Genomic DNA, 12,605 nt, shown 5'->3' on the forward strand with positions numbered 1-12,605 from the left:
ACCTTGCAGATGATCCGTCCCTTTTGACTCACTTGTAATATTCCAATTAGGCTGTGCATCTACAAACTGTGTAATACTATTCTTCAACCAATCAGTACTGCCCACAGAGCTGATTTTGCTTTCGATGTTCTGTTGGACTTTGAAAGCTTCATCCGTCAATAATTGCTGATTGTCGTTACTAGCGAGCTTTACGTCAGTTCCCAATAATCCATTTTTTTGCATGTATTCCAAGTAAGCCAATTGTGTTGTTTTATCAGGCCACCATGTCATCAACAATGGTCTAAAGTCGGTTGCTGTTGAAGCCGTCCAAGTCGTCCCGCCTTTGAGAATATCTTTTGGGCGATACCAACTTTCAGCTGTCAAATATCCGTTTACCTGTGTAAAGTTGTCCGCAGATGCTGAATATGCTGCATTATGTTCATTTCCAATATTGACAAGGCCGTTCGTATATTGTTTTTCATTCGAAGTCAGTGCCCCTGTCTCATTGTCAAAATACATCACTTGTCCATTAACAACTGCAGTAAAATTTTTTTTAACTTTTCCATCGTCACCCACAAAGTAGGTTTTTCCTTCGATTGTTTGAATATGTGTGTCGCCGGTAGATGATGCTGTTGTTACTGTCAAATCTGCTGTTTGTGTTGCGGTACTCGATGTTGCTGTTGGTGTGGAACTTGTTGCTGCTGTTTGTGTTGTGGTATCCGGTGTTGCTGTTGGTGTGGAATTTGTTGCTGGTGTTTGCGTTGTGGTATCCGGTGTTGCTGTTGGTGTGGAACTTGTTGCTGGTGTTTGCGTTGTGGTATCCGGTGTTGCTGTTGGTGTGGAACTTGTTGCTGGCGTTTGCGTTGCAGTATTCGGTGTTGCTGTTGGTGTGGAACTTGTTGCTGCTGTTTGCGTTGTGTTTTCGATTAACGGAGCTCCTAGCTGTGCCCCTGTATTCGGTGTTTGTGTTGTTTCAGGTGTCTGTGTCGTGGTTGCTGTCCCAGATTGAACCGTGTCCTTTGTGCTTGCAGTCGTTACCCCAGTCTTTTCAGCGGAATCTGGGCTGTCACTGGTTGTTTTCTCAGTAACCTGTACCTGTTTTGTTGTCATCACTGTATCAGCGTGCACATGTGCCCCAAAAGTACAATTAAGCCCCAATCCAAGTGCTAATGCAATCTCAGCCGTCACTAAGTATCGTTCAGGCTTGTTTAAAACAAGTTTTCGTTTATCTAATCTAGCCATATCCCTCATATGCCCCCCAATGGTATACAAAAATAGTTAAATTTCTGCAAAATGTGCTAAACGTTTAACACACGTCTATAAATTAGCATAGATTCTCCCTGCTTTCAATTCAATCTAAAAACATAATTACCGGTATCATGAAAAAACTAATCATATAATAAAAAATATTTAAGAACTATTTAAATAACCACATTTGTTTTCTTGGTTAATGCCTAAAACTATCATCAAATTTGCAAAATACTTTTATTACCCCATCTTTCATGTAAATTGCGAACAACCTACAGAAACATATCCTATTGTAATTAACCCAGCCGATAAATTACAAAACGCTCCCTAACAAAAAAAGCTAGGCTAAAATTTTAACCTAGTTTTCCTTATTCTTCCTCATAGCAATCCGTCGTTCACCGCTAAACCAGAGCAATTATATACTGGAATGTTCGAGCCTGCTTCATTACACAGTACTGAAACTTATTCTTCGGCAATCTTTTTTAACTTTCAATCACAAACTATCGCTAATTACTTCAGTACTAAGTTCGTCATTTCAACTTAAGCCGCAAAGCTTTTTAATAACCAACAGTTTGGCCTTTCCTAATAAATTAGGGTAAAAGGTTTTAGCAGTTAAGCTTTTACCAGACTTGCTTTTTTGACTTAACTAAAATAATTTATTGAGAGTATGATAGTCGTCGCTAGAATTTGAATATTAACGCAGAATTACAAGCCGTGCGCATTCTCTGCGCTGAGCAATGCGCAGTTAGACGGAGAATTTTGACCCAGATATGCGACTAGCCGCAAGTTATTTAATCTTTAACCCTCTGCGGAAGCTCTTGAGCATTCCAACATCATCAGTTTGCAAAATCAACCCTGAATAAAGATTCCCCACATAAACACTCAAACCAACCGTACTTGCTAATAAAAGCAAAAGTGACAATCCTACTTGCCATCCGGCTGGGTGCTCATTGATCAGCCTGATTGGCATAAAAAAGGATGACAGGAAAGGAATGAACGAAGCAACTTTTACGATTAGATTATCATCTGTCTGTCCTAAAGTTAGTGCCCCAAAGAATCCTACCATTACCAAATACATTACAGGTTGAATGGCCTTTGACGTATCTTCTGGACGCACAACCAGTGATCCACAAAGTGCCGCCAAAACCGTAAAAATAATTACCCCTAATAAAACATAGAGCAGGTTCAAATTTGCAAGATTGCCAAGTACTTTAGTAATCAGCTCATGATTTTCGTTGAAAACTTTTTTGGTAATTGCAAGCTGGGGAGCCATTAAGAAGAAAGCTATCCCCCCAAGAACATAAATCAATAAGTGCGTTATAATTACGCTCAACGTTCCCAAAATCTTACCGTAAAAATAATTTCTAGCGGGCATACTAGAAAAAATCACTTCCATAATTTTAGTACCCTTTTCCGAAGCAATATCTTGTGCAACGGTTGTTGTATAAGTAAGCAAGATAAAGTACATCAAAAATAAAAGCAGCATAAACGACACTAATTTAACGGCGTCATCATTATTCTTATCTACATGTGTAACTTTTTGTCTTAACTGCGGTGTCGTCTGCAACGCTGTCAATTGTTGCTGATTCAACTTGGCTTGCTGCAAATTTAAGGATTGCTGGTAGGCTGCCAAAACTTGTAAAAAGTGGCTACTTTGCGTCTGAGATAGCTTTTCTGTCCCATGATATGTTGCCTGCAATCTTCCAGCTGTCTTTTTAACCACTAAATAACCCTTGAGATCCTTATTTGAGAGTGCTTTTTGTGCAGTCGCGACAGTTTGATACCTTGTTGTTGTGTTTTTCTGATCAACAACCAATTGCTGCGTCAGTTGTTTTGGAGCAGCAATAATTGCCACTTTTTCAGCATTGCCTTTCGTTGCAGTTGCACTTAGATAACCAACTCCAAAGGAAAGCAACAAGAAAATAAAAGGTGAAAGTACCAGTAATAAAAAGCTCCATGATTTGACTTGGCGCCGATATGTCTCCAAAACAACAATTCCGATCTGCTTCATCATTCATCACCTGCTTTCAGTTTGAAAATTTCATTAAGCGTTGGCGGTTGTTGATCAAACGTTTGCACGTAGCTTCCGCCAGTTACCTTATCAAAAATAGCAGCACCACTTTTTTCATCGTCAATTACCAGTCGATAATTACCCTGCTTGGTCACTGAGACTTCAATTACATGCGGCATCTGCTGTAGTTCTTCTAAGGGCACAGCCGTCTTTACAAAAATGCGGGTCAAACCAAAACTTTCTCGGATAAAACGAATGTCGCCATCCAAAACAACTTGTCCCGCGTTAACCATCACTAAATCATCACACAGTTCTTCAACATTGGTCATATCATGGTCTGAGAAGATAATAACTGCTCCACGCTTCTTTTCATCTAAAATAATATGCTTAAGCAAGTCTGTGTTAACTGGATCCAACCCGCTGAAGGGTTCATCTAGAATGATTAACTTTGGCTCGTGAATCAGCGTACAAATCAATTGAACTTTTTGTTGATTCCCCTTTGAAAGACTTTTAATCTTGTCTTCACTTTTTCCTTTAACCTGCAACCTAACCAGCCATTTTTCCAGTCTTTTACGGATCTCGTGGTTAGTTAACCCCTTCAAGTTCGCTAAAAACCGCACTTGTTCAAAAACTGTTAATTTGGGCATCAGACTTCTTTCTTCTGGTAAATAGCCAATCTCTTGATACGTTTTGGCCGTGATTTTTTTATCTGCAAAGGTAATCTCCCCCTCAGATTCGACAAAATTCAAAATACTATGGAAAATAGTCGTTTTCCCGGCACCATTTTTCCCAATTAGACCGGTAATTTTCCCTGCGTTGGCCTTGAAGCTGATCCCTTTTAGAACCTTCTTAGCCCCAAAGCTTTTATGTAGTTCCTTAATTTCAAGCATTAAGCTCCCCCCTTAGTCGTATTTAGCATGAACTTTAGCATCCATCATATTTATTCGTAATCAAGGTTTCTCTAATAGAATCCAAAATTTGCTGCTGTAATTTATTAAAAACGTGCGAACGGCGATAAGCGATATTCGTGACAAAAGAAGGTGCATCCGGGTCACGTAATTCAAGACGAACAACGTCTGAACGCTTTGTTTTAATTGTAGCGGTCAAAAATCCAATCCCGACTCCATCGGCAATCAAATTAATCAAGCTATGTATCCCATTGGAACGAAAGACAACATGTGGCCGAAAATGACTCCGTTTAGCTAATAAATTAAAAGCTTGATTATGAACAAAACCATCTTTAAATAGCACAAAATCTTCAGCTTTCAAATCAGCAAAACTAACCGTCTTTTGGTGCGCTAGCGGATGCGTGCGCGCCACATAAATCACAAAAGGTTGCCGATCAAATTCCTCAGTGATGATTTCCTCATTGCTGAGCGGATCAATTGAGCCCAATAATGCAAGATCTACTTCCCCAGTCTGTAAAGCTTCCAAGGTAGTTTTAGAACCATATTCCATCGTTTGGATTTTATCCAACAATTTCTGTTCTTTCAAACGCTTCGCAATTCGTGGAAAATAATTATTTTCAATAATCGGCGGTAATCCTAATGAAAGCTTTTTCTGGTGACCTGCAAGAATTTCTCTTTGTAACCACTGATAATGCAGCATAATATCGGTAGCATGTTCAAGTAACTGCTGTCCACTTTCAGTAATAACAAGTCTTCGTTGTGCCCGATGCCTAATAATTAACTTTGCATTCAGTTCATTTTCGAGTCGTTGCAATGCAAATGTGATCGTCGGTTGACTCACCCCAAATTTTTGTGCTACTTTAGAGAAATTTTTCAGCTGTGTTAAGTTGATAAAATATTCAAGATCTTTAGTATTCAATCTGCCCACTTCCTCCCCCTAGAATCAATGTGCTCCATTTATTATAAATTATTCTTATTATTAGATACAACCGTGGTTATTAATTAGTTTTAAAATATTCTAAAGTCCTTATGGCTAACCCTTTTTCAAAAGTTTTACACCCGCGTTACTCCAATCTAGAAAGACTTCTGCATTAATAATTTTTCTAAATTAAAAGTTAGTGACAGCACTCATTATTTTTTAATATAAATGATATTTGGTTTTTTTTAAAAACTCAATTCAGCTTTTTCAATTGTTAAAAAATATTTTGTGCCACATATCCTCTGTTTCTTAACTTTTCTCAGAATCCCCTTTCAATAATTATTCTTTAATTGTATTTTATTAATCATAGCAAAATATTTGCAAAGAGCGTCCTAAATAAATTTGTACGAATGAGGTGACAGAATGTTAATGTACCCTTACAACTTAGTAGCAGTCGGTGAACAAGCTATGAATCTTGTCTTTCCTGAAAAAATTGATGTTGCGGAAAATCAAACGATTCAAAGGATCGCTAAGGATTTGCGAACAGACCCTACGTTTGCTTTACTTGATGCAATTCCTGCTTATCACACGTTAACACTCTACTTCGACACTCAACGCATCTCCGAGGCTCAATTCAGGTCCAAATTAACCGTTTACTTACATAATTATACAGACGCAGTTGCTGTTACTCAGGAGCGCGTGCTCGAATTACCGGTGTGTTATACCCCTGAATTTGGTCCCGATCTTAAGGATGTTGCAGCTTTTGCTGGGCTTTCGATCCCGCAATTAATTCAAATGCACACCCAAAATTCTTATTTTATCTATATGATGGGCTTTTTACCGGGCTTTGCCTACATGGGATTCGTCCCTGATCAAATCGCAATGCCACGTCTCAACCGACCGCGAGCAGAGGTCCCGGCTGGCAGTGTTGGAATTGCAGGAAAACAAACTGGAATGTACCCAGTGGCCTCACCTGCCGGCTGGCGTATTATCGGACGGACGCCTTTAAAGCTTTATGATCCCCATGCCCCACTTCCAAAATACCAACCTGGAGACCGAATTCAATTTAAAGCCATTAATCGCCAAGAATACGAACGGATCAAAACCGTCGATCAGGCTGGAAAATACCACCTTAATATCAAAAAAACAAAGGAGGCGTAGCTGATGGCTCAGTTTGAAATTCTCGCAGGTGGCTTGGCAACTACTGTGCAAGATACCGGTCGTCGCGGATACCAGGCACAGGGAATTCCTGTGTCCGGGGCGACAGATCTGTTTGCACACCAGCTCGCCAATTTATTGGTTAACAATCCTGTGACTGCCGCTACCCTTGAATTTATGCTCCTTGGTCCCAAAATAAAATTTAATTGTCATACTTTTATTGCCGTGACAGGTGGGGCCTCAAACCCTTGCCTAAATGGTAAAAACCTGAGTCGTGGCAAAGCTTATGCCGTTCATTGTGGTGACATTCTCAGCTTTTCTCCAATGGCGGCCGGTCGTTTCGGCTATTTAGCACTTGCAGCTGGAGGAATCTTAACTGCACCGCTTCTTCAAAGCCGCTCGACTACAGTGAAAATTTCTCTAGGCGGTTATCACGGACGCAAGTTAGCACAAGGTGATCTTATTCCGCACAATGAATGTTTTCAAATGCCAAGCCTGGCATTTAGACAGACTAATTTGACTGCTATTTCTCAAAATAAAACGGTCAATGTTCGTTTTATGCAGGGACCACAATGGCAGCTTTTTTCTACCGAGGCGCAGGCGGCGTTCACTACCAAACTTTTTAATATTTCTCCACAGGCCGACCGCATGGGGTATCGTCTGGCAGGTGACAACTTACCAGTTCCCAACAAAAACATGCTTTCTGAAGGTACTGTCTTGGGCAATATCCAAATTACCCGGGCAGGCGAACCCATCGTTTTATTGACAGATCGCCAAACTGCTGGTGGCTATCCCGTGATCGGAACAATTATTGCTGCAGACTTAAGTATGTTTACCCAGCTCACTAGTGAACAAAAGATTCATTTTAAGCAAGTAACCCTTGCAACTGCGACACAGGCACTTGAAAATCAACGTGCTTCTTTGAAAAAGTTAGCAGTTGAATTTAAAGAATTACGCTATCAGCAGCCTCTAGGCCCAGCCCGAAAAGCTGCACCCAAAATCACAAAATTAATCATCCAAAACCAGTGAAGGAGTTGAATTTTGATGAAAATCCCAGAATTACCCAAATTAACTAAACTATTCAATGAGGCGCAACTGACCCGCTTGGAGCTTCAAAACGAGCACGAACACATTATTTTAGAAAAAAAGCCTGCTCCCTCAATTTCACAGTTACCAAGCACTGCTCAAACTTCAACTTCCAAGCCTGGTCCGACACCTAAGCTACCTAGTACTACTCAAGTAGTCAAGGCCCCCTTCATCGGAACGTTCTATGCAGCTGCCAGTCCCACAGAATCGCCCTTTGTCAAAGTTGGGACACAGGTACAAACGGGACAAGTCCTAGGAATTATCGAAGCGATGAAAATGATGAATGAAATAAAAGCTCCGTGTGCTGGAACACTTGCAAAAGTTCTAGTTACAAACGAGGCAAATGTTGAATATGATCAAGAACTCTTTGTGATTGCGAAATGAGGTGCTTTTTTGAAAAAAGTTTTAATCGCAAATCGCGGTGAGATTGCAGTGCGTGTTATTCGCGCCTGTCGGCAATTAAATTTGAAAACAGTCGCAGTCTATTCGACTGCTGATCGTACTGCTCTTCATGTGCAGCTTGCTGATGAAGCTTGCTGTATCGGCCCCGCAGCACCCAAGCAGAGTTATCTAAACATGAACGCGATTATCACCGCAGCAAAATTGACTAACGCGGATGCAATTCACCCCGGTTATGGATTTCTCTCTGAAAATGCCGTCTTTGCGCAATTATGTGCGGAGCATAACCTTACCTTTATCGGACCAAGTGCACATGTGATTGCATTAATGGGAGAAAAAGCACGAGCACGAGAAACGATGCAAGCAGCAGGAGTACCTGTCGTTCCTGGTAGCAAAACAGAATTTAATGATCAGCAACAGGGGCTGCAGGCTGCAATTGCGTTGGGCTTTCCAGTCATGTTAAAAGCAAGTGCCGGCGGTGGTGGCAAAGGGATGCGTATCATTTCACATGAAGACCAGTTTAAAGAGAGTTTTACACTCGCTCAAAATGAGGCCCTGCATGCCTTTAATGACAATCATATGTACTTAGAAAAATACCTCCCTCATCCACGCCATATTGAAGTTCAGGTTTTTGCAGATAAATTCGGGAATGCAGTCGCTTTAGGCGAACGGGACTGTACACTGCAACAGCACCATCAAAAAGTAATTGAGGAAGCGCCGGCAACTATTCTTAAACCGGCAACTCGGGCACAGATGTTTGCTGTTTCAGTAAAAGCCGCTCAAGAAATCGGTTATGTTGGCGCTGGAACAATGGAATTTTTGCTTGATGATCCAGACCACTTCTATTTCATGGAGATGAACACCAGAATTCAGGTCGAACATCCCGTGACAGAACTGACAAGCGGACTCGATCTGGTCACTCTCCAATTACGCATTGCTGCTGGGGAAAAATTACCTAGTACAATCAACCATAAAATTGCACAGGGTTTTGCACTTGAATGCCGCATCAATGCACGAACTGCGGGCAAAATTCAGGCGCTGCATTTGCCGGCCGGTTATGGCATTAGAACTGACAGCGCTCTTTACCAAGGATATCAAGTTCCTCCAAACTACGATTCAATGATTGCCAAGATTATTGCGTTCGGTCCAAAAAGGCAGACGGTGATCCAAATGATGTTGAATGCGCTTGACGAAACTGTCATCTCCGGCCCGCAGACAAATTTGGACTTTCTCATGCAACTACTCGCCGAACCAGCATTTTTGGCTAATACGACCGATATTAATTGGCTTGACCACTTAACCGCAAATTAAAATTAAGCGAAAGAGAGGTTTTCTAAATGGACAGCTCACTCACACAGTTATCCCCGCAAAAATTGCGCCACTTGATTCGCGCAGGTAAATATACTGCTCCTACCAGCGGACTTGCTCCTGGTTATACTCAGGCAAATTTGGTAATTGTTCCCCAAGATCTTGCCTATGATTTTCTCCTATTTGCACAGCGTAACCCTAAATCATGTCCTATTCTTGAAGTCAGTGACTGCGGTAGTAAAAAGTTACATACTTTCGCACAAGATGTTGATCTTGCTGCCGATTTTCCTCGCTACCGCATCTATCGCAATGGAAAATTAGCCCAGGAAGTTACCAATGTCTCTGCATATTGGCGTGATGACCTTGTCAGCTTCCTGATTGGTTGTAGTTTCTCTTTTGAAGCAGACTTAATTGCAGCGGGAATTGAAATGCGCCACATTACTGAAGGGGTAAATGTACCAATGTATAATACAAAGATTGCATTGCAACCAGCAGGCCGCTTTTCCGGCAATATGGTTGTCAGCATGCGACCACTGCCAGCAGCACAGGTGGTGACCGCTGTTAAGATTACTGCCTCAATGCCTCGTGTTCATGGTGCCCCCATTCAAATCGGCGATCCAGCAAAACTTGGAATTACTGATCTCGCTCATCCGGATTATGGTGATGCAGTCACAGTTAATCCAGGTGAAGTCCCTGTCTTTTGGCCATGCGGAGTTACTCCGCAAAACGCCATCATGCATACTAAACCAGCGTTCGTGATCACCCATGCTCCAGGACATATGCTAGTGACTGATGTCAAGAATACAGCCTTAAAATATGAATAGGAGTTGAGTTAAATGTTAAAAATCGATTTTAATAGCGACCTTGGTGAAAGTTTTGGACATTACTCTTTAGGCAAAGATGCTGAAATCATTAAACTTGTGACTTCAGTCAACATTGCGTGTGGCTATCATGCTGGTGATCCGGATGTGATGGCCCAAACAGTTAAAAGTGCTGAGAGCGCAGGAGTCGGAATCGGTGCCCATCCCGGATATCCTGACCTTCAAGGTTTCGGTAGAAGAAAAATGCAGCTCGCTCCGCTAACTGTGCAGCACCTTGTTACTTACCAAGTAGGTGCCCTGCAATCTTTCACGTCTGCTGGTAAATTACATCACGTCAAACCTCATGGTGCGCTCTATAACATGGCCGCTGCCAACTATGAATTAGCCCTTGCGATTTGCCATGGTATCCAGGCCGTTGACCCTGCCTTGCCACTTTATGCCTTAGCTGGCAGTCAGTTAGTTAAAGCAGCTCAAGCTACCGGATTGCCCTATGCCCAAGAAGCCTTTGGTGATCGCAACTATCTTGCGGATGGTTCACTGGTTCCGCGCAACAAGGCCCATGCAGTGATCACTTCACCCGCTGAGGTTGCAGCTCATGTCCTTGAAATGGTTACAAAAAAAGCCGTGACCACCTTGGATGGTTCTTTAATTCCATTAGCAGCAGATACTATTTGTGTTCATGGAGATAATCAAGCTGCCTTAGCAATCGTTTCACATTTACAGACGACACTTTTATCCCACGGAATTTCACTGCAGCCCTTTAAAAAATAGCGGCTGCAAAAAAGAGAAGGAGACTACACTATGGCTAATAAAACAACTAAGGATTCCAAAATTACTTCCCCACTAGATGATCTGAGTGCAACTCCCCGCAATCCTCGCGGAGTCGCCATGGGTGCAGCATTTTTAATGGCGATGGCTGCTGTTGGTCCAGGTTTTTTGACTCAAACTGCAACTTTTACAGGTCAAATGGGAGCTAACTTCGGTTTTGCAATTTTAATTTGTATTATCTTCGATATTATTGTCCAAATGAACGTGTGGCGAATCATCGTTGTTAGTGGTAAGAAGGCACAAGTCATTGCCAATGACATTTTCCCTGGTTTAGGTTATTTTCTTTCATTTCTGGTTGGACTCGGTGGCCTCTTTTTTAACATTGGAAATGTTGGGGGTGCCGGTCTTGGACTCAATGTTCTTTTTGGGATTTCTCCCGAAAACGGCGCTGTGATTGCTGCTGCACTTGCAATCTTAATCTTTGTTGTTAAAAATGCGCTGACTGTTATGGACCGAACGGTACAAGTCCTTGCTTTTGTAAAAGTGGCAATCCTAGTTTATATTATTTTCATTATGGCGGTTCCTTATCACGAAGCTGTTCAGCACACTTTTTTACCGACTAAAATTGACTTTTATTCAATTGTTACAATCGTCGGCGGAACGGTTGGCGGCTATATCTCTTTTTCTGGTGGACATCGTTTAATTGAAGGCGGACTAAGAGGCAAACAAAATATCAAGTATGTCAATGAGGGGGCTTTGACTGGGATTGGAATTGCTTCAGTCATCCGCGTACTCCTCTTTCTAGCAGGTCTGGCCGTTGTAGTCGCTGGTAATCAATTAGATCCGACTAATCCGGCCGCTTCAATTTTTAAAATTGCAGCCGGTAACTTTGGCTATAAGTTCTTCGGAATTTTGCTTTTTGCAGCGGGGATGACCTCCATTCTAGGATCAACTTTCACATCTACCTCATTTTTAGACTACGCTGTCGGTTCTCAAAAGGGCACTTTTGCAAAATATCGAAAAGTCCTCATTCTTAGCTTTATCATCGTTTCGACGGTTATCTTCTATTTCATCGGCAATCCTGCTAAAGTCTTAGTTTTTGTTGGTGCTGCTAATGGTTTTGTCTTGCCTATCTCACTAGCCATCCTATTAATTGCTGGCAGCAGTGCCAAGATAATTGGCACATACAAGCATCCAAAATGGTTGACTTATTCCGGCTGGTTGGTTGTTTTGTTTATGGCTTATGCCAGTCTTAAAACGGTTATTGGATTGTTTTAAAGAAGTGTTGACACTCAGCGTTTAGCCTCCGTCGACTAAGTCTGGCATTACAAAGTAACCCGATCTTGGTTACGCATAAGGCAGGCTTAGGCACAGGAGGTTGCTGGGTGGAGCACGTTAAGAAGAAGTGCCGACAAGCACCGGGAGACTTTGAGCACTAGCAGCAAATTGCAAAGTAGTCGGTTTTTGACTATGCGCAATTTGTAGTTAGGCGCAAAAGGCTGGTGGATGGAGCATGTTAAGAAGAAGTGCCGACACCCTGCGTTCAACCGCCGTGGACTAAGTCCTGAATTACAAAGTAACCCGATCTTGGTTACGCGTAAGGCAGGCTTAGGCACAGGAGGTTGCTGGGTGGAGCACGTTAAGAAGAAGTGCCGACAAGCACCGTCAGACTTTGAGCACTAACACCAAATTGCAAAGTAGTCGGTTTTTGACTATGCGCAATTTGTAGTTAGGCGCAAAAGGCTGGTGCTGGGAGCACGTTAAAAAGAAGTGCCAACACCCTGCGTTCAACCGCCGTGGACTAAGTCCTGAATTACAAAGTAACCCGATCTTGGTTACGCGTAAGGCAGGCTTAGGCACAGGAGGTTGCTGGGTGGAGCACGTTAAGAAGAAGTGCCGACAAGCACCGTCAGACTTTGAGCACTAACACCAAATTGCAAAAAGAGAAGGGGCTGTGACAAAAGTTAAATTTTGTCACAGCCCCTCTTTTATTCCGGATA

The 12,605-nt window shown here is 42.1% G+C and carries 11 protein-coding genes; 7 read left to right on the top strand and 4 right to left on the bottom strand.

Going from position 1 to position 12,605, the window contains the following annotated elements; all coding sequences use genetic code 11:
* From FD50_RS12965 to FD50_RS11055, 4 genes are all read right to left on the bottom strand, one after another.
* Positions 1-1,221, bottom strand: a 1,221-nt coding sequence (locus FD50_RS12965) for a glycoside hydrolase family 70 protein (RefSeq protein WP_275453084.1), incomplete at its 3' end; no start/stop codon positions are given.
* A 793-nt stretch (positions 1,222-2,014) separates the two neighbouring features.
* Positions 2,015-3,241 carry an ABC transporter permease gene (locus FD50_RS11045; protein ID WP_235803470.1) on the bottom strand — a complete coding sequence of 409 codons (1,227 nt, stop codon included), beginning with the start codon at positions 3,239-3,241 and terminating at the stop codon, positions 2,015-2,017.
* A complete protein-coding gene (locus tag FD50_RS11050; RefSeq protein ID WP_056961736.1) occupies positions 3,238-4,128 on the bottom strand; it encodes an ABC transporter ATP-binding protein in 891 nt (296 codons plus the stop codon). The genes FD50_RS11045 and FD50_RS11050 overlap by 4 nt, the downstream gene beginning before the upstream one ends.
* A gap of 34 nt (positions 4,129-4,162) precedes the next feature.
* Positions 4,163-5,065: a LysR family transcriptional regulator gene (locus FD50_RS11055; RefSeq protein ID WP_056961868.1), complete on the bottom strand. Its 903-nt coding sequence runs from the start codon at positions 5,063-5,065 to the stop codon at positions 4,163-4,165.
* Between the two features lie 423 nt (positions 5,066-5,488).
* On the opposite strand from FD50_RS11055, the gene pxpB reads away from it, so the two are divergent.
* The 7 genes from pxpB to FD50_RS11090 are packed head-to-tail and all read left to right on the top strand — an operon-like array spanning position 5,489 to position 11,883.
* Positions 5,489-6,226, top strand: coding sequence for a 5-oxoprolinase subunit PxpB (pxpB, locus tag FD50_RS11060; RefSeq protein WP_056961738.1), 738 nt, complete (start codon positions 5,489-5,491; stop codon positions 6,224-6,226).
* A 3-nt stretch (positions 6,227-6,229) separates the two neighbouring features.
* Positions 6,230-7,252 (top strand): 5-oxoprolinase subunit C family protein, encoded by a 1,023-nt coding sequence (locus tag FD50_RS11065; RefSeq protein WP_054757988.1) that lies wholly within the window; start codon positions 6,230-6,232, stop codon positions 7,250-7,252.
* Positions 7,253-7,267: 15 nt separating this feature from the next.
* The gene (accB, locus tag FD50_RS11070; protein ID WP_056961740.1) at positions 7,268-7,693 is read left to right on the top strand and encodes an acetyl-CoA carboxylase biotin carboxyl carrier protein; all 426 of its coding nucleotides are present in this window, start codon (positions 7,268-7,270) and stop codon (positions 7,691-7,693) included.
* Positions 7,694-7,702: 9 nt separating this feature from the next.
* On the top strand, positions 7,703-9,019 hold the full coding sequence (locus FD50_RS11075; RefSeq protein ID WP_054757986.1) for an acetyl-CoA carboxylase biotin carboxylase subunit: 1,317 nt from the start codon (positions 7,703-7,705) through the stop codon (positions 9,017-9,019).
* Between the two features lie 26 nt (positions 9,020-9,045).
* Positions 9,046-9,840, top strand: coding sequence for a putative hydro-lyase (locus tag FD50_RS11080; RefSeq protein WP_056961742.1), 795 nt, complete (start codon positions 9,046-9,048; stop codon positions 9,838-9,840).
* Between the two features lie 12 nt (positions 9,841-9,852).
* Positions 9,853-10,608, top strand: coding sequence for a LamB/YcsF family protein (locus tag FD50_RS11085; protein ID WP_056961743.1), 756 nt, complete (start codon positions 9,853-9,855; stop codon positions 10,606-10,608).
* A gap of 30 nt (positions 10,609-10,638) precedes the next feature.
* Positions 10,639-11,883, top strand: coding sequence for an NRAMP family divalent metal transporter (locus FD50_RS11090; protein ID WP_056961745.1), 1,245 nt, complete (start codon positions 10,639-10,641; stop codon positions 11,881-11,883).
* The last annotated feature ends 722 nt before the right edge of the window (positions 11,884-12,605 follow it).

Origin of the sequence: Liquorilactobacillus satsumensis DSM 16230 = JCM 12392 (assembly GCF_001435195.1) — a bacterium.
GTDB classification, from domain to species: Bacteria; Bacillota; Bacilli; order Lactobacillales; family Lactobacillaceae; genus Liquorilactobacillus; species Liquorilactobacillus satsumensis.